Source organism: Paraburkholderia phenoliruptrix, from assembly GCF_902859825.1.
Taxonomy (GTDB): Bacteria; Pseudomonadota; Gammaproteobacteria; order Burkholderiales; family Burkholderiaceae; genus Paraburkholderia; species Paraburkholderia phenoliruptrix.
The window spans coordinates 51115-69631 of sequence record NZ_CADIKB010000020.1 but is presented as its reverse complement, the minus strand read 5'-3'; the positions used below and the strand labels follow the sequence as shown (position 1 = coordinate 69631).

Below are 18517 nucleotides of genomic sequence, written 5' to 3'. Positions count from 1 at the left end.
GGTGGATTGTCTGAACGGCGCCCGGTACGGGCTGCAATGACCGCCTCGACCGACCGTCCTTTTTGGCCTTCTACCGGTCCAATCACGGCGTTCTGAAAAGCAACCGCCGTCAGGCTGTTGAGACTTTGAACGAGAACCAGCCTGCTTGGTCTACTTCATCCAAGCCCGCATATCGGCTCGTTGTCGGCCGAATGCAAACGGCGAAAGACGGCATGGTTGCTGCCGTCGCCGTCACAGATCTCGGCAAGCAGGCGGCGTCGCCGGAATGATGCTTCGACATACGAACCCGCGCCGCCCCTCTCCTATCTCGATTGCGCAAAATCCCGCAAAATGCGCCGAGCCTGCATCCGTTCGGCAGCCCGCAGCTCTTTCAGGTACTGCTCGTCTGACGCGGGTGAGAGCAGATCCGCGGTTGTCCGGACGCGGCTGCCGGCAGCCCCGGCGCATGCTTGCAATGCGCACGCATCGTCGATGGGGCACGACACCGGGAAAATTGTAGCGCCGGCGGTCAGGAGCCAGATGGTGCGCGTCACGCCGTCGGCAATGCTCAATTGCACCGGGCCGCCGTTCTCCGCGCGGCATGTCATGAGGGCAAGGGGAACGGGGTCGAATTGCCCTTCCATGAAGCCGATTTCGGCGGCAGCGAATTTTTCGTCGGACGGCCATAAGGCCTGCGACGCATCTGCGCATCGCTCGGGTTTGCCGCCGGTACGCCGCCATTGTTCGAGCAGCCGGTCGGCGTCGACCTCGACGACCGCAACGCTCGCGTCTCCCGGCGAGGCGGACACGCGCATGAACACCGTGCCGAAATTGGCTGTCGGAATCTGAAACACGGCGCAGCGTTGCTTCGCGTGCCACGCGATGCCATAAAGCGTCTTCACGTCCTTCTCCTGTCGTGATGGTCCGCATACTTATAGCGGGCACGACCATACCCAAAAATGGGAGAAGTCCCAATCGTCGGCGGCGCGGCGTCAGGTCTGGACCGGCGCGGCTATTCCCGGCTGGCAATAGCCGGTCGCGCGTCGTCAGTGGAAGAGAGGGAAGAAGAAGCGGAAGCACCACCAGGCGCGCCGGAGCCGCTGTCAGCTGTCCGCGAACCTTGGTCTCCCCAGACAACGGAGTTATCCACAGCGTACAGGCGGCAAGGCGCCGAGCTCTGCTTCTGGCAATTCGCAATGGCAACCGACATCGGATCGTCGCCGCCCTCCGCCCACGACCATGCACCCGTGTCCGACACCGCGAACGCCCGGCTCGGATACTGGCGCAGGAAGTTGCGGTAGCCCGCGCGCCCGGCTTCGTCGACGTAGGGCACGGCGTCCACGGCATCGACGGAAGCAAAGCCGCTCGCCTTCGGCGCGGCCGGATCCGCCACGCGGTATTGCACGCCGGTCGGCATGCCCACGCGGGCAAGGAACGCCTCGACCGCCGGCCACCAGACCTGCACGCCGTCGCGGTCGCCGACGAGCCGGTGCGCATCGTTCTTATATTTGCCGTAGTCGACCATTTTCGCGCTGGCGCCGTGCGCGATATACGCCGCGTACATGCCGGCCACGAGGGGCGCGTTCCACACCGAATCGTTGTCGCCGTACATCCACAGCGACGGCACCTTCGTCTTGTCGCCGTACGCGCCGAACGCGCGTGTCAGGTTGCCTTGCCAGTCGCCGCACGCGTCCTGCCGCAAGCCGCCCGAGAAGTTGATGAGCGCTCGCACGCCCGGCGCGGCTTCGGTGCCGTACGCCATCGTCGCGAGGCCGCCGTGCGACGTGCCGGCCACCACAATGTGCGACGCGTCGACGTAAGCTTGCTTCGACATGTAGTCGATGGTGGCCGCGACGTCGCCGGCCTGCGAGATGCCGTTGCGTTCGACGTCACATCCGTCCTGATGATAAACGCCGCCCGACTGGCCGAAGCCCTGGCGGTTCGGCGCCACCACCACATAGCCGCGACGTACGAATTCGCGCGCAAGCGGCAACGGGTCGCTGCGTTCCTGCATACGCGGATCGCCGGGAATCTTGCCGTGGTTGAAGACGATCATCGGGAACGGGCCTGCGCCGTCCGGCTTGTAAATCGTCGTTTGAAGCGTGATCTGTCCGTCGGCGTCGACGGGAATGCGAATGATCTGCTCGTTCAGACGGGCGCTTGGCAGATAGATGTCGTCCGGCAACGCGATGCGCGGCACCTGCGCGCGGGCAAGCGGTCCGGGGGCGTCCGCGAGCGGGTTCGCGTGCGCGGCCGCGACAGCGCACATCGCCGCTGCACCAATCGCCGCACACTTCGCCAGAACCTTGCTCAACGCCATTCACGCACCTGCCAGAAAAACCGCCTCGACATCGCACGTCTGTTTGGTGAAACGCGCGGCTGGCATTCGCCTTTCGCCCGCATTTGCGACAAACAAAAACATGCTCACGTACGCATTGCGCGAAGCGCACGCACGCCAGATCGAGATCGCACGGGATAAACCCAACGGCCGGCGCGACCCCACGCGCCGATGATGAACGCCACGTCTGCTGCCGGGGAACCGCGGCCGCAACCTCATATCTGGTTATCGGCCGGCGCCGGCGCAACTTGCGGAACCCTTACCAGCGAGCTCTCGCAGGGTGGCGTCACGAAACAACGGCCTCATCCTGGCACGACAATTTTGTTTTGTGCAATCAAGGAGAACCCGCGACGAAAAATTTGCCGCGTCGCGGCGGAGGCATAGGGGAGGCTGAATGAGACCGCGGAAGTGCGCTGAGCGTGCGCATTGCGGCGCGGACCAAGCCACAGATGGTCTGAGTCGACGTGTCGAGCGGAAGCGATCGCCGGGCGCTGCTGCAGGTCAGCCGACCGCGGACGAGCCGAGCTGTGGCGTCGCGCCAACATAAAAGAGCCTCGCCAATGGGCTAAGCGCCCAAAGGGCCAAATGCGATGGCGGCACACGATCGCAGCACGCTGTCCGCCACCGCGCCCCACGCCCCACGCCCCACGCCCCACGCCCCACACCACACGCCCCACACCACACGCCCCACACCACACGCCAAGACGCCAAGACGCCAAGACGCCAAGACGCCAAGACGCCAAGACGCCAAGACGCCAAGACGCCAAGACGCCAAGACGCCAAATAAGCCGCTAAAAGCCGCCGAAAGCCACCCAAGCCGCCGAAAAACTACTCCCTCACATCGCCGTCGACATACAGCCAGTGGCCGCGATCATCACGAACGAACCGGCTCAACTCATGCAGCCGATGCGCGCGGCCCGCCACCTTGTACCGTGCGACGAACTCGACCATCGCGTGCTGCGGGTCGGTTTCGGCGAATGCCTTGATCTGGAGTCCGAGCCAACGCGGTGCGTCCGGCGCTTCGGGGTCCACGTCGAGGTCGGCGGGGCAGGTTGCCGGCGCCCAGGTGGCGCGCAGATAGTCGGTTGCGCCGACAACATACGCGCTGTAACGCGAGCGCATCAGTTCGAGCGCCCGCGGCGCCGGCTCGCCGCCGTCGATGTAACGGCCGCAGCACGCCGCAAATCGCGGCGCCTTCACAGCCCCCGACGGGTGAGGCGCGGCGCCGCCGCAAGGACAGTCGACGGGGCGCCGCGTGGACGATTCATGCTGGCTCATGGGACTCTTAAGCGGACTCTGAAGGAAACTCTTAACCAAGACCGCGCGCGATCAATATCTTCTGGATGTCGCTCGTGCCTTCGTAGATCTGGCACACGCGTACATCGCGATAAATCCGTTCGACCGGAAAGTCGCTCAGATACCCATAGCCGCCGTGAATCTGCAATGCCGCCGAACAGATGCGCTCTGCGGCTTCCGAAGCGAACAGCTTCGCCATGGCGGCTTCCGTCAGACAGGGCTGGCCCGCGTCTTTCAGCGCGGCCGCGTGCCAGATCAACTGACGCGCGGCTTCGAGTTGCGTCGCCATGTCCGCGAGACGGAATTGCACGGCCTGGTGCGAGAAAAGCGGCGCGCCGAAGCTCTCGCGTTCTTTCGCATAGCTCAACGCGGCTTCGAACGCCGCGCGCGCCATGCCGACGCTTTGCGCGGCGATGCCGATGCGCCCGCCTTCGAGCCCCGACAGCGCAATGCGATAACCCTCGCCTTCCGCGCCGATCAGGTTCGCGGCGGGCACGCGGCAGTCCTCGAAGACGATTTGCGCCGTGTCCGACGAATGCTGGCCGAGCTTGTCCTCGAGCCGCGCGACGACGTAACCGCTGCTGTCGGTCGGCACGATGAACGCGCTGATGCCACGCTTGCCCGCCGCCTTGTCGGTGACGGCCATCACGATTGCGACCTGAGCGTTCTTACCGCTCGTGATGAACTGCTTCACGCCGTTGAGCACATACGCGTCGCCGTCGCGCGTTGCAGTGGTGCGCAGCGCCGACGCGTCCGAGCCCGCCTGCGGTTCGGTCAGACAGAACGCGCCGAGCATCTCGCCGCGCGCGAGCGGCGTGAGCCAGTCGCGCTTTTGCGCGTCGCTGCCGTACGTCAGCAGAATGCTGCACACCGGGCAATTGTTGACGGAGATGGCCGTGGACGTGCCGCCGTCGCCGGCTGCGATTTCTTCGAGAATCAGCGCGAGCGCAAGCGCGTCCATGCCGGCGCCGCCGTACGCTTCGGGCACCAGCACGCCGTAGGCGCCGAGTTCCGCGAGCTGACGGTGCACATCTTTCGGAAAGGTGCGCTCGCGGTCCCATGCCGCCGCGTGCGGCGTGATAGCGTCGCGCACGAAGGTGCGCAGCGCGTCGCGGACCATCAGGTGGTCCTGATCAAGCACCATGAGCCTGTCTCCTCACCAGTCGAGCTGCGTGCCGTCGTATTGATAGAAGCGGCCATTGAACGCCTCGCGCGAGGCCGCGGCCTGCGCCAGCACTTCGCGCATGCCGCTCACGCTGCGCGTGGGGTGCACCGCCGCCTGAGCGCCGCCCATGTCGGTCTGTACCCAGCCCGGATGCAGCGACACGCAGGTGGCGCGCTGCGCTTCGAGCGACGCGAGCTTGAGCGCGTCGTTCAGCGCCGCCTTGCTCACGCGATACAGCCAGCCGCTCGTGCCGCTCGGGTCGGCAATGCTGCCCATCCTGCTCGAAATGACCGCCAGCACGCCGCCCGTTTCTTCGACGAGCGGCAACAGGATCGGCATCAGTTGCATCGGCCCGCGCACGTTGGTGTGCATCACGTGATCGAAGTCTTCCGCGGTAATGGTTTCAATGCCTTCGCTGCGCGGACCATACACCCCGGACACGACGATGGCGACATCCACCTGTTCGCCGTCGAGCTTCCAGCCGAGCGCGGCGATATCCGCGGGTTCCGTGACGTCGACGGAGTACGGTTGCGCGCCCAACTGGGCGAGGGCGTCGAGCGCGGCGCCGTCGCGCGCGGTGGCCAGCACGCGCCAGCCGCTCTCCTTGTATTGCCGGACAAACTCCTGGCCGATGCCGCGCGACGCACCGACGATCAACACTGTCTTCATGAATGACCTCCAACTCTGTTAAGCGCTGGAATGCGCGCACGACATGTCAAACCAGCTCGATGCCCATCGCGGTCGCTTCGCCGCCGCCGATGCACAGCGTCGCGACGCCGCGCTTGCCGCCGCGCTTTTTCAGCGCGCCGATGAGCGTGACGAGAATGCGCGCGCCGGATGCGCCAATCGGATGGCCGAGCGCACAGGCGCCGCCATGCACGTTGACCTTGTCGTGCGGGAGCTTGTGCTCTTTCATCGCGGCCATGGTCACGACGGCAAAGGCCTCGTTGACTTCATACAGATCGACTTCGTCCGCGCGCCAGCCGTTTTTCTCGAACAGCTTGCGAATGGCGCCGACCGGGGCCGTGGTGAACTTCGCCGGTTCCTGCGCGAACGTGGAATGGCCGACCACGCGTGCAAGCGGCTCGACGCCGAGGCGCTTTGCCGTCGATTCGCGCATCATCACGAGCGCCGCGGCGCCGTCCGAAATCGACGACGAGTTCGCGGCCGTCACCGTGCCCGTTTTGCTGAACGCGGGCTTGAGCGTGGGGATTTTGTCGAGGTTGGCCTTGTACGGCTGTTCGTCGTGCTCGACGGTGACGTCGCCTTTGCGGCTTTGCACTTTGACGGGTGCGATTTCCCAGGCGAACGAACCGTCTTCGTTTGCGCGCTTCGCGCGGTTCAGCGACTCGACGGCGAACGCGTCCTGCGCTTCGCGCGTGAAGTCGAACGACGCCGCGCATTCTTCCGCGAACGTGCCCATCAGGCGGCCTTTCTCGTAGGCGTCTTCGAGGCCGTCGTAGAACATGTGATCGATCACCTGGCCGTGACCCATGCGCATACCGCCGCGCGCCTTGGGCAGCAGATAGGGCGCGTTGGTCATGCTCTCCATGCCGCCCGCGACGATCACGTCGACCGACCCGGCGGCGAGCATGTCGTGCGCGAACATCGCCGCGCGCATGCCGGAGCCGCACATCTTGTTGACGGTCGTGCTGCCCGTGGAAAGGGGCAAGCCCGCGCCGAGCGCAGCTTGCCGCGCGGGCGCCTGGCCGAGGCCCGCGGGCAGCACGCAGCCCATCACCACTTCGCCGATCTGTTCGGGCTTCAGGCCCGCGCGTTGAACCGCGGCTTCAATCGCGATCGAGCCGAGTTGCGGCGCGGTCAGCGACGCAAAGTCGCCCTGAAATGCCGCCATCGGCGTGCGCGCCGCGCTCACGATCACAATCGGGTCGGCGCTCACGCCGCTCGTCTCGCTCATCTTTGTCTCACTCATGTTTTAGCTCCTTGATCACACCCTGGACGATGGCCGGCACGTCGCCCAACTGAGCCGCGTCGGCCGCCACCACGTCGTTGTCCGCTTGATGCGCGCGGCTCGCCGACACACCGGCGACGCAGCGCTCGTAGGTCTCTTCGAGCGCGGCCGCGTTGTTGACCGTCATGCCGAGGTCGCGCACCTTGCCGTCGTGCACGCCATACGCCCAGCCGTGCACGGTCAGTTCCTGGCCGCGCGCCCATGCATCGTTGATGATGGTCGTGCGGCATACGTTCACCACCTGCTCGATCGTGTTCAGTTCCACGAGACGCCGGTGACGCGCCTCGCCGAGCGGCCACTCCTCGAGCAGCGCCGCGTGCTTCGCACGCACGTCCTGCACGTGATGCAGCCAGTTGTCCGCGAGGCCCACGCGGCGGCCGTGCAAGGCCGCGCCCACGCCCGAACAGCCGTAGTGGCCGACCACCATGATGTGCTTGACCTTCAGCAGGTCGACGGCGAACTGGATCACCGAAAGGCAGTTCAGATCGGTGTGCACGACCACGTTGGCAATGTTTCTGTGCACGAACACTTCGCCCGGCGGCAGGCCGATGATCTGGTTCGCCGGCACGCGCGAATCGGAGCAGCCGATCCACAGATACTCGGGCGTCTGCTGATGCGCGAGGCGCGAGAAGTACTCGGGATCTTCCGAGAGCTTGCGGGCGACCCACGCGTCGTTGTTCTCGAACAGATGGGCGAGCGGATGAGCAGAGGTGGAAGCGTTCGTGTTCATGATGCGTCTTGGCGGTTAGTCGACCGTTTGAGCGGCCGGTTTCGTTAGATTGAATTCGGTTGATGCATGCGGCGTGCGAATCACGCCTGGCCGACGTGCGGGTATCAGGTGGATCAAGCCACTCTCACGTCGCGTTCGTCGGCTTGCGGACCGGCGGCGGGCGTATTGGCCGCGCCCTCGAAACGCTCCGGATAGCGGATGCAAAACCGCACGCTGTTGTCATACGGAAAAAAGTCGGGCAATTCGCCTTTCAGTAGCTGTTCCTTGTGCCTTTGCCACAGCGCGGGATCGAAGAAGTCCGCGTGATGCTGCATGAACGAGCGCCGCACGCGTGGATCGCCGAGCAGGAACGTGCCATACGTTTCGGGGAAGATGTCATGCGGGCCGACCGAGTACCACGGCTCACCCGACATTTCGTCTTCCTCGTTGCGCGGCGCCGGCACCGCGCGCACGTTGCAGTCGGTCAGATATTCGATCTCGTCGTAGTCATAGAACACCACGCGGCCGTGGCGCGTCACGCCGAAGTTCTTGTACAGCATGTCGCCGGGGAAAATGTTCGCCTGCATCAGCTCCTTCACCGCGTTGCCGTATTCCTTGATGCCGTGCTCGACGTCCGCGTCGTTGCCGTTTTGCAGGAACAGATTCAACGGCACCATACGCCGTTCGATATACATATGGCGAATCACGACGTTCTCGCCTTCGTATTCCAGCAACGACGGCACTTCTTTTTCGAGCTCGCGAAGGAGCGTCTCGTCGAGCCGCGAAATGGGCAGGGCGACGCTCGAATATTCGAGCGTGTCGGCCATGCGCCCGAGGCGGTCGTGCCGCTTGACGAGCAGATACTTCTCCTGGATTTTCGCGCGCGTGGTTTCCTTCGGCGGCGGGAAGTTGTCCTTGATGAGCTTGAAGACGTACGGGAAGGAGGGCAGCGTGAACACCAGCATCACGAGGCCCTTGATGCCCGGCGCGATGATGAACTGGTCGCTCGAATGCGACAGGTGATGCAGCAGGTCGCGATAGAACAGATTCTTGCCCTGCTTCTGCAAACCCACCGACGTGTAGATTTCCGCTTTCGGCTTGCCCGGCATGATCATGCCGAGGAATTCGACGTAAGCGGACGGCACTTCCATGTCGACCAGAAAATACGAGTGCGAAAAACTGAAGATGATCAGCAACTGCTCGCGCTTGAGCAGCACAGTGTCGAGCGCGAGCACGCCCGGCTTCACGTGACGCAGCGGCACGGCGAACGGCAGCAGCATGTCGCCGTTGATGATTCGCCCGACGATATACGCCGCCTTGTTGCGAAAGAACAGCGACGAGAGCACGTGAATCTGGAAGTTCGGCGCTTCGTCAAAGGTGCCGAACGCGTCGTGAATGGCCTGCATCACGCAGCCCACATCGCGTGTCAGATCTTCGAACGGCGGTTCAAGCTGAAAATTCGTGACGATGCGCTCGAGCGTCGCGGCGAGACCGTCCTTGCCCGGGTAGTACGCGCGATACGTCGGCTTGGCGGCCGGCTCGTCATTCTCGAGATATTCCGTCGAGATCGCCGGGCGCACGAAAATGAAGTCGTTATTGAAATACGAGCGGTGCAGGATTTTGCAGCACACCGAATTGAAAAAGGTTTCCGCGCATTCGGGCTGACGGTGCGTGGTCAGCAGACCAATGTAGTGCAGCTTGATCTGCTGCCACACTTCACTGTCAATGTTTTCCGCGTCGTATTCGTCTTCGAGCAGTTCGACGCATTCCTGAACGCGGTCGTCGTATGAAGTAATGCGCTCGCGCGCGAGCTTTTGCAGGCCGTGCCAGTCGCCGTTTTCGAACAGCGTCTTGGCGTGGATCGCCGCGTCGCGAAAGATCCGGTAGTGCCGGTTGAATCCTTCGAGCATGGTTTGCGCGACGTCAAAGCCGATTTGCGACGACAACAGTTTGGGGAAGTGATTCATGTCGACCGTGCATTCGTCTCATGTCGTGAAGACACCCGTGATTGTATCGTTCGGGTGCGCCCGCGACGCATTGCGTCAACCGGCGCGTGCCTCGGCGCCGCGTGGGCGCTGCCGGGCATTGGCCGACTTTTCCAGGCAACTGCGTTCAATGCCGCGGTTCAGCATTGTTAAACCAGCCAATCTTCAGCAAAAAATTTCCTTCGCCTTGACGCTTGTCTCTGCTCAGGCGGGCTTGGCTTCGCGGGTTTCTCGCGTGCCGGCTGCATGCGTGCCGCCTTCCAGCAGCGCGCGCGCCTGCGCTTCATACTGCGCGAGGTCTTCTAGCGTCGCGTTCAGGTCTTCCAGCTGCCGCTCCAGCACCTCCCGATGACGCGTGACCGTGGCGAGAAACGCGTGCAGTTGCGGGACGGTGTCCGTCGGCGATTCATACACGTCCAGCAGATCGCGAATCTCGGAGAGCGTGAAGCCGAGCCGTTTGCCGCGCAGCGTGAGCTTCAGCCGCGTGCGGTCGCGACCCGAATAGACGCGCCGCAAGCCGCTCGAACCTTCGCGGCTCGGTGAGAGTAAACCCTGGTCTTCGTAGAAGCGAATGGCGCGCGGCGTGACGTCGAATTCGCGCGCGAGTTCGGTGATCGTGTATTGGGTGGTCATCGGGCATTCACTAGCCGGGCACAAAACCGGATTGACGATAGAATCGACGTTTACGTTATCGTCAACTTGGGTTGAATGCAACCTGCGGCAAGTACGCGGAAAGCGTGGAGGAAGACAGCGGAATGAATGCACTCGAACATCAACTCGACTATCCGTTCAAGGACTTGATGCCTGAACCGGGCCGCGCGCAGGAAGTCGCGCCCGGCGTGTTCTGGCTGCGCATGCCGCTGCCGTTTGCGCTCGACCACATCAATGTGTGGTTGCTGCGCGACCGGATCGACGGCGAAGAGGGCTGGACGGTCGTCGACTGCGGGATCGCGTCGGACGCGATCCGGGAGAACTGGGAGAAGGTGTTCGACTCGGTGCTCGGCGGCTTGCCCGTGCTGCGCGTGATCGTCACGCATTGCCATCCGGACCACATCGGCCTCGCGCACTGGGTGTGCAGCGGCGGCGACAAGAAGCGCTGGGACGCGCGCCTGTGGATGACGCTCGGCGAATACATGCAGGCTCGCGTGATGGCGGCGGGCGACGGCTCCAACGCAGGCGGCGAGGCGGCGGCGCGGCACTTTGCTCTGCACGGCGTGACCGACGAGGCATCGCTCGATAAATTGCGCAGCCGGCAGAGCTATTACGCGAATCTCGTGCCGGCCGTGCCGGGCCAGTACCGGCGCTTGCGCGAGGCGGACGGCGTGACGATCGGCGCAAAGACGTGGCGCGTGGTGACCGGCTACGGCCATTCGCCCGAGCACTGCGCGCTGCATTGCGAAGAGCTCGGCGTGCTCATTTCCGGCGACATGGTGCTCCCGCGCATTTCGACGAACGTGTCCGTGTTCGCCATGGAGCCGGAAGGCTCGCCGCTTGCGCTCTATCTGGAGTCGCTCGCGCGCTACGAGGCGATGCCGGAAGACACGCTCGTCTTGCCCTCGCACGGCAAGCCGTTTCGCGGCGTACGTACGCGCGTCGCCCAGTTGCGCGTGCATCACGACGCGCGTCTTGCCGAAGTGCGCGAGGCGTGTGCGCACAAGCCGCACAGTGCGGCGGATATCGTGCCGCTCATGTTCAAACGCGAGCTCGATATTCACCAGTTGACGTTCGCCATGGGCGAGGCGCTCGCGCACCTGCATCTGCTGTGGCTTGCGGGCACATTGAAGCGCACGCACGACGCCGACGGCGTAATGCGGTTCTCGGCGTGAGCGCGCGGATCGTTTGATGCGATAGGCCGGCAAAAAGCCCGGCGCGCTTTGATCGCGCGACCGGGCTTTTCGTGGCGCGACTGAAAGGGCAGCGCGTTACTGCACCGACACGGCCCCGAAGTTCTGCCGTCCGAACGGACTCACGTGATAACCGCTCACATTGGTTCGCGTGATGGCCGCCGCCGTCGGATAGCCGAGCGGAATCCACAGCGCCTCGTCGTGGATGATCTGCTGCGCGGCCTCATACGCTTTCGCGCGCTTGGCCTGATCCGGCGTGGACTTGCCTTCGGCGATCAGCTTGTCGAGGTCCTGATCGCAGAAACGCGCGAAGTTGATTCCAGACTTCACCGCATTGCAACTGAAGAGCGGCGACAGGTAGTTGTCCGGATCGCCGTTGTCGCCGGCCCAGCCCATGAAGAGCGAGTCGTGCTGGCCTTGCTTCGCCTGCTTGATCAGCTCGCCCCATTCGATCACCTTCACGTCGGCCTTCACGCCGATCTTCGCGAAATCCGCCTGCAGCAGTTCGGCGCCCGCCTTCGGATTCGGATTCAGCACGCTGCCGTTCGGACGCACCCAGATGGTCGTTTCAAAGCCGTTCGGGTAGCCCGCGTCGGCGAGCAGCTTCTTTGCCTTCGCCGGATCGTACGGCCACGCCTTCACCGCCTTGTCGTAGCTCCAGGTGTTCGGCGGATACGGATTCACGGCCGGCGTTGCCGTGTTGTCGAACACCGTCTTCAGATAGGTGCCGCGGTCGAACGCCATATTCAGCGCGGCGCGAACTTTCTGATTGTCGAGCGGCTTCTTCTGCGTGTTCAGTGCAACGAACGCCGTCATAAACGCCGGCGTTTGCACGATGGCGAGCGATTTATCGCTTTTCGCATCCGCGAGATCCTGCGGTTTCGGCGACAGCGCGATCTGGCATTCGCCCGCTTTCACCTTTTGCGCGCGCACGGTGGCGTCGGGCGTGATCGCGTAGATCAGGCGGTCGATCTTCGGCTTCGGTCCCCAGTAGGTCGGGTTCACGTCGTAGCGGATCACCGCGTCTTTCGTGTAGCTCTTCAGCTCGAACGGACCAGTGCCGATCGGCTTGGAGTTCAGATCGACCTGCTTGCCGGCCTTCAGCAACTGGTCGGCGTATTCGGCCGAATAGATGGAGGCGAAGCCCATCGTCAGGATCGACACGAAAGTCGCGTCCGGCGCGTTCAGTTCGAACCTGACGGTGTTGTCGTCGACCTTGCTGATCGACTTGATGAGCTTCGGCAAGCCCATGGACTGCGCGTGTGGGAAGCCGCTCGCGCCCGCCACCTTGTGCCACGGGTTGCTGTCGTTGAGCATGCGGTCGAACGTGAAGACGACGTCGTCGGCATTCAGCGGGCGGGTGGGCTTGAAGTAGTCGGTGGTCTGGAACTGGACGTTCGGGCGCAGATGGAACGTGTAGGCGAGACCGTCCGCGCTCACTTCCCATTTGTCCGCGAGCGACGGCACCACTTTCTTTGCGGCCTCGTCGTAGGACACGAGCGAGTTGAAGATCACATCGGCCGACGCGTTGGTCGTGACGAGCGAGTTGAACTGCACGACGTCGAAGCCGTCGGGGCTCGATTCGGTGCAGACGGTCAGCGGTCTGGCGAGCACGAGCGCGGGCGCCGTGAAAAATACGGCGGCTGCGAGCAGTTTGAAGCGCATAAGATCTCCGGTAACGAGCGCAGTCAGGCAGTGCGTCGGGTTGTGGTTATGTTCCGTCGACTTCATTTTGATACGTTTCGGGCGCTCGCGCAGGGTCGCCAGAATCCCGACTCATGCGCGCGCCGGCCTTCGCGAAAGCTTATCGAAGGGCAGTTTCGACGACAACAACATAATCCGCATATTCATATGGCGGCTGCCGAGCCGGCGCTCGTTCATGCCGCTGCGGCGCGCTGCATCAGATAAGCGATGCCTTCGATCGCCCGCACGCCGTACCACGAGACCATTTCCCCGTCGATCAGCTCGATGCGCTTGCGGCACACGCGCGGATCGCGTTGGAGCGCCTCGCAATGAGCTTGCGTGAAGCGGTAGGGCTCGGTGGAAAGCAGGATGCGCTCGACGTCGGCAAGCCACGGTGCGCGGTTTGCGCCAGCGAATTCGAACGACGGATAGCGGGCCGCGCCCGCCACGCCGCCTTGCACGTCGGGCAGCGTCTGCCAGTTGACGAGGCGCAGCATCGCGGAAATATAGGTGTCGCGCGCGACGGTCATCCACGGTTCGCGCCAGATCAGATACAGCACGTTTTGCGGGCGGAAAGCGCGTGTCGCCGCTTCGTGCAGCCGGGCTTCCAGTTGATCTGCGAGATTCGACGCCTCCCGCTCGCGACCGAAGATCGCGCCGAGCAGCGCGTACAGCGAGAGATTGTCGTGCGGCGTCTGCGGATGAGTCACGACGACATGCGGTACGAACGCGCGCAGTTGCTCGACGGTATCGCGCTCGTTCTCGTCGATATTGACGATCAGATGAGTGGGCTGCAGCGCGCGAACGGCCTCGACATTCACCGCTTTCGTGCCGCCCACCTTCGGCACGTTGCGGACCTTGTCGCGCGGATGCACGCAAAAGCCGGTACGCCCGACAATTTGCCGCTCGAGGCCGAGCGCGAATAACAATTCGGTGATGCTCGGCACGAGCGAGACGATGCGGGCGCCGGTGGCCGCTTTTTCGTGCGCGACGCCGGTTGCATCGACCGCACGCGTGGACATGATTTACTCGACGACGGCGCGCGGCTTGCGCGGCGCGCGTTCGAACACGCGGTCGTAAAGCCAGCGCGGCACGACGTGCAGCAGCATGGCGACGAGCCGCATCTGCCACGGAAACACCGCGAACGCCGCGCGGCGCTCGATTGCCTGCGCGGCCTTGGCGGCGAAGCGATCGGCGTCCATCAGAAAGGGCATGGTGTAGGGATTGTGCGCGGTCATCGGCGTGCGGATATAGCCGGGCGCAAGGGTGACCACGCCGACGCCGTGCGGGCGCATTTCGACGCGCAACGCTTCGAGATACTTGAGCGCCGCCGATTTCGACGCGCTATACGCGCCCGAACCCGGCAGCCCGCGCACGCCCGCGACGCTCGCAATGCCGACGAGCGTGCCGCGTCTCGCCGCCACCATGGCCGCGGCGAACGGCTCGAAGGTCGCGACCATGCCGAAGTAGTTGATGTCCATCACTTCGCGGAAGGTGCGCAGGTCGCCTTCGCCGGTCACGGCGCCGCGGCTCACGCCCGCGTTGGCGATCACAATGTCCGGCAGGCCGTGTTGCGCAATGAACTGCGCGGCGGCTTCCGCGAGCGCCTCGGCGTCGCGCACGTCGACGCAATAAGTGGAAATGGAATTTTGCGGATGAGACCGCTGGAAGGCGGCGAGCGCGTCGCCGCGGCGGGCCACGAGGCCGAGAACCGCGCCGCGCCGCGCGTATTCGGCGGCGAGCGCGAGGCCGATCCCACTCGAAGCGCCGGTAATGAAGACTTTCAACGGTGAACTCATTCCGGCGCCTCGGCTTTACATCTTCTTCGCGCGGACCTGCTGGACCAGGTAGTCGAGCACCTGGATCGTGCCCGGCAAGCTGTTGGTCGCGGCCGGGCCGGTTTCATACTTGCCCTGCACGGCGATGGTCGGCACGCCGTCGATCTTGTAGTCCTCCAGCAGCTTCTTGTCTTTTTGCAGCGCGCTTTGCGTCGAGAACGAGTTGTACGCGTCCATGTACTTCTTCGGATCGACGCCGTTCTTCGCGAGGAATTTGGCCTGGTCTTCCGGCGTCAGCAGGTAGTTCTTGTTGACGTGGATCTCGTTGAAAACCTTCGGCGTAAGCTGTGAAGCGAGGCCGAGCGCGTCGAGCGCATGGAACATCTTCGAATGCGGAATGAAGTCGTCGCGGAAAGCCACCGGCACGCGTTTGAAGACGACGTCCGGACCCTGCTTCTTCACCCACGCCTCGAGGTACGGGTTGAATTCGTTGCAATGCGGGCAGCCGTACCAGAAAAATTCGGTGACTTCGATTTTGCCGGCGGGCACGTCGGTAGGCTGCGCGGTGGGCAATACGGTGTAGTCCTTGCCCGCCACCGGCGCGCTCGGCGACGCGTGCGCCGAGGCCGCGACAAGGCCCAGCGAGAGGAACAGGATGCTCAGCAGTTTTTTCATGTTGTGTTGACCCAGGTAGGCGTAAAACAGTGGCGCCACGCAAATGCCCGTCACTGTTTTCAGTATCGGCGTTCAACGGTTCTGTCGTCCGTCGTGCTCAATCATGCTTGTCTTGCTTGCGAATCTTGTGACAGGCGCCGCGCACCGATAGTTCGGCGGCGGCGCCTGATCTGAGGATCCTTGCTATTTATTGCTTGGTGAAGCGGATGACGGCGGTGTCCACACCCGCGTCCGACAGACGCTGACGGCTCGCGTTCATGTCCTCGAACTTGGCGAACGGTCCAATACGCACGCGATAGTACGTGACGCCGCCCGCCTCGCGCTGCGTGACCTTCGACTCGAAGCCCTGGAACGCGAGGCGCGCGCGTTGCTGCTCGGCGTCTGCAGCGGTCTTGTAGGCGCCTACTTGCAGGAAGTAGCCGGTGTTCGCGTCGCCGGGTGCGGGTGCTGCGCCTGAGCCCGGCTTCACATTCGCGACCGTTGCCGACGAGGTGCTCTTCGGCGCCGAACCCGCTGCGGTGGCGGCCGGTGCGCTCGGGGCTTGGGGTTTTTTCACCGCGGCCGTGGCGCTGCTGCCGTTTTCCTGCGCGGGCTTCGGCGCGACGGCCGTGCCGTTGGCATTGCTGTTGGCGCTCGTGTTGCCGTTGCCGATGGTAGGCGGCACTTCGATGATTTGCGGCTGTTCCAGCATGCCGGACTGCGTCTGCGAGTTCGTCTGGCCAGGCGCAGTGTTCGGCGGCGCGGGTTGCGCGGCCTGCGGCACCGGCTGACCCGGCGACTTGCCTTGCAGCGGACGGTTAGGGTCGTATTGCGCCTGGCTCGCGCCCGAATCCGACGCGGCCGGCGGCGCCACCTTCGAGACGAACGGCGTAGGCGCACGGGTGATATACAGCGCCACCACTACCGCGATCGCAAGGCCGACGATGAGGCCCAGCACGATGCCGAGAAAAGTACCCCCGGTTTGTTTCGATTGCTTTGTTGTGCGGCGTGGTTTTGCCATCGTATGAATCACCTGCAAAAAGAATCCTGGAACGGCCGTCGATTATAACGACGGCCGCATGCATGTTGCGCCGGAGGACTTACATCTTGACGGGAGCGGAGACGCCGATGATCGCGAGACCGTTGGCGAGCACCTGACGCGTGGCCGCGAGCAGCGCGACGCGTGCATTGCGTTCGGCCGCATCGTCGACCAGCACGCGCTCGGCTTTGTCATTGTAGAACGAGTGGAATTCCCCGGCGAGGTCGCGCAGATAGAACGCGACCGCGTGCGGCGCGAGTTCGTCGGCGGCGTGTTGCAGCATGTCCGGGAATTCGGCGAGCTTGTTCAGCAAGGCCATGGCGCGTTCGCTCGAGAGCGGCGCGAGGTCCACCTTGGCGAGCGCGCTTTCGTCAGCGCCGTAGCGTGCCTTGCATTCCGCGATCACCGAGCAGATCCGGGCGTGTGCATATTGCACGTAGTGCACCGGGTTTTCGTCGTTTTGTTTCAACGCGAGGTCGATGTCGAACACGAACTCCGTGTCCGCCTTGCGCGAGATCAGGAAGAAGCGCACGGCGTCGCGGCCGCGGCGAATGGTCTCTTCGTCGATCAGGTCGACGGCGGCTTCCGAGCCCGGCGTCGCGCCGCCCGACCATTCGATCAGATCGCGCACCGTCACATAGCTGCCCGCGCGCTTGGAGATCTTCACCTCTTCGCCGTTGCGCATGACGGTGACCATCTTGTGCAGCACGTAGTCGGGGTAACCCTTCGGAATGCCGATGCCGAGCCCTTGCAGGCCCGCGCGCACGCGCGCGATGGTGCCGTGGTGGTCGGAACCCTGAATGTTGATGACCTTGGTGAAGCCGCGTTCCCACTTCGCGACGTGATACGCGACGTCCGGCACGAAGTACGTGTAGGTGCCGTCGCTCTTGCGCATCACGCGGTCTTTGTCGTCGCCGTCGTCTGTCGTGCGCAGCCAGAGCGCGCCTTCCTGCTCATAGGTCTTGCCCGCGGCAATGAGCGCCTGCACGGTCTTTTCGACGCGGCCTTCGGTATAAAGCGACGACTCCAGGTAGTACTGGTCGAACTTCACGCCGAACGCCTGCAAATCCATGTCCTGCTCGCGGCGCAGATACGCGACCGCGAAGCGGCGGATCGCGTCGAGGTTCTCGACGTCGCGCGCGCCCGTGACAGGCTCGCCGTCGCTCGCGGAAACCGTGACGCCGTTCAGATAGTCTTTCGCGATGTCGGCAATGTACTCGCCGTTGTACGCCGAGTCCGGCCAGCCCGCGTCGCCCGGCGCGAGGCCGCGCGCGCGCGCCTGCGTGGACAGTGCGAGCGTGCCGATCTGCACGCCGGCGTCGTTGTAATAGAACTCGCGATGCACGTCCCAGCCTTGCGAGGCCAGCACGTTCGACAACGCGTCGCCGAGCGCCGCCTGGCGGCCATGGCCGACGTGCAGCGGCCCCGTCGGATTGGCCGACACGAACTCGATCAGCACGTGCTTGCCGGCGTCGCGTTGCGAGCGGCCGTACGCGTCCTGCTCGGCGAGCACGGCTGTCACCACCGCCTGCTTGGCGGCGGCGGCGAGACGCAGGTTGATGAAGCCGGGGCCCGCCACTTCGGCGGATTCGATCAGACCTTGCGCCTGCGGCTGCCCGAGCAGCGTGTCGACGATCTGCTGCGCCAACTGGCGCGGATTCGCGCGCAGCGGCTTGGCGAGTTGCATCGCCACATTGCACGCGACGTCGCCGTGCGCAGCGACCTTGGGGCGCTCCAGCGCGATGGTGGGCGACACGAACGCGGCTTCCGTCGCGCCTTGGGTGGCCAGGGCGACCTGCTTCACCGTGTCGGCGAGCAGTGTTTCGAGAGTATGTTTATGTGCGGGCAGCATGCTTGTTGCGAGTCCAGTGAGGCAATCCGGTGATACGGAGGAAGCGCCGGCCGACGGGTGCGCGGCCGATTCGGCAGAAGCGTGGAAAGCGGCGCTCGCCTGCTAGCGGGGTCCGTCATGACGCATCGGCATAACGGGTGCGCCGACGGGGTGCTGGCGTTCAATGCAAGGCGTGCGCGCTTCGGCCGCCGGCAAAGGCTGGCCGCTGCGGCACGCAGGCCCG

16 protein-coding genes are annotated in these 18517 nt (G+C 64.2%); 1 reads left to right on the top strand and 15 read right to left on the bottom strand.

All coding sequences use genetic code 11. From position 1 onward, the window contains the following. Window positions 1-302: 302 nt before the first annotated feature. The 9 genes from HV711_RS19675 to HV711_RS19635 all read right to left on the bottom strand — a co-directional run bounded on the left by HV711_RS19675 (window position 303) and on the right by HV711_RS19635 (window position 10077). Window positions 303-833, bottom strand: a complete 531-nt coding sequence (locus HV711_RS19675) for a plasmid fertility inhibition factor family protein (RefSeq protein ID WP_244142707.1) — start codon at window positions 831-833, stop codon at window positions 303-305. Window positions 834-991: 158 nt separating this feature from the next. Beyond that, window positions 992-2299, bottom strand: coding sequence for a dienelactone hydrolase family protein (locus HV711_RS19670; RefSeq protein ID WP_013586935.1), 1308 nt, complete (start codon window positions 2297-2299; stop codon window positions 992-994). Window positions 2300-3145: 846 nt separating this feature from the next. Then, window positions 3146-3595 carry a YchJ family protein gene (locus tag HV711_RS19665; protein WP_013586936.1) on the bottom strand — a complete coding sequence of 150 codons (450 nt, stop codon included), beginning with the start codon at window positions 3593-3595 and terminating at the stop codon, window positions 3146-3148. Window positions 3596-3626: 31 nt separating this feature from the next. Next, window positions 3627-4757, bottom strand: a complete 1131-nt coding sequence (locus HV711_RS19660; RefSeq protein ID WP_013586937.1) for an acyl-CoA dehydrogenase family protein — start codon at window positions 4755-4757, stop codon at window positions 3627-3629. 12 nt (window positions 4758-4769) lie between these two features. Further along, on the bottom strand, window positions 4770-5447 hold the full coding sequence (locus HV711_RS19655; RefSeq protein WP_013586938.1) for an SDR family oxidoreductase: 678 nt from the start codon (window positions 5445-5447) through the stop codon (window positions 4770-4772). A gap of 46 nt (window positions 5448-5493) precedes the next feature. Then, on the bottom strand, window positions 5494-6711 hold the full coding sequence (locus tag HV711_RS19650) for an acetyl-CoA C-acetyltransferase (RefSeq protein ID WP_244142708.1): 1218 nt from the start codon (window positions 6709-6711) through the stop codon (window positions 5494-5496). Further along, entirely contained in the window at window positions 6704-7480 is a 777-nt protein-coding gene (can, locus tag HV711_RS19645; RefSeq protein ID WP_013586940.1) for a carbonate dehydratase, read from the bottom strand. Before can ends, HV711_RS19650 begins: the two co-directional genes overlap by 8 nt. 113 nt (window positions 7481-7593) lie before the next feature. Beyond that, window positions 7594-9426 (bottom strand): bifunctional isocitrate dehydrogenase kinase/phosphatase, encoded by a 1833-nt coding sequence (gene aceK, locus HV711_RS19640; RefSeq protein WP_013586941.1) that lies wholly within the window; start codon window positions 9424-9426, stop codon window positions 7594-7596. Between the two features lie 222 nt (window positions 9427-9648). After that, window positions 9649-10077, bottom strand: a complete 429-nt coding sequence (locus HV711_RS19635) for a MerR family transcriptional regulator (protein ID WP_028361561.1) — start codon at window positions 10075-10077, stop codon at window positions 9649-9651. Between the two features lie 122 nt (window positions 10078-10199). Between HV711_RS19635 and HV711_RS19630 the strand changes: the two genes are divergently transcribed. Further along, window positions 10200-11270, top strand: a complete 1071-nt coding sequence (locus HV711_RS19630; protein ID WP_035478888.1) for an MBL fold metallo-hydrolase — start codon at window positions 10200-10202, stop codon at window positions 11268-11270. Window positions 11271-11366: 96 nt separating this feature from the next. On the opposite strand, the gene HV711_RS19625 is transcribed toward HV711_RS19630, so the two are convergent. The 6 genes from HV711_RS19625 to argS form a co-directional block, all read right to left on the bottom strand. Then, entirely contained in the window at window positions 11367-12953 is a 1587-nt protein-coding gene (locus HV711_RS19625; RefSeq protein ID WP_035478891.1) for an ABC transporter substrate-binding protein, read from the bottom strand. 212 nt (window positions 12954-13165) lie between these two features. Next, on the bottom strand, window positions 13166-13993 hold the full coding sequence (locus tag HV711_RS19620; RefSeq protein WP_035478896.1) for a helical backbone metal receptor: 828 nt from the start codon (window positions 13991-13993) through the stop codon (window positions 13166-13168). 3 nt (window positions 13994-13996) lie between these two features. Next, complete coding sequence (locus HV711_RS19615) at window positions 13997-14770, bottom strand: SDR family oxidoreductase (RefSeq protein ID WP_028361565.1); 774 nt, start codon at window positions 14768-14770, stop codon at window positions 13997-13999. A 15-nt stretch (window positions 14771-14785) separates the two neighbouring features. Then, window positions 14786-15424, bottom strand: coding sequence for a thiol:disulfide interchange protein DsbA/DsbL (locus HV711_RS19610; protein WP_028361566.1), 639 nt, complete (start codon window positions 15422-15424; stop codon window positions 14786-14788). A gap of 187 nt (window positions 15425-15611) precedes the next feature. Then, window positions 15612-16442 carry an SPOR domain-containing protein gene (locus HV711_RS19605; RefSeq protein ID WP_035478899.1) on the bottom strand — a complete coding sequence of 277 codons (831 nt, stop codon included), beginning with the start codon at window positions 16440-16442 and terminating at the stop codon, window positions 15612-15614. Between the two features lie 61 nt (window positions 16443-16503). Beyond that, on the bottom strand, window positions 16504-18294 hold the full coding sequence (gene argS, locus HV711_RS19600; protein ID WP_028361568.1) for an arginine--tRNA ligase: 1791 nt from the start codon (window positions 18292-18294) through the stop codon (window positions 16504-16506). Window positions 18295-18517 lie beyond the last annotated feature (223 nt).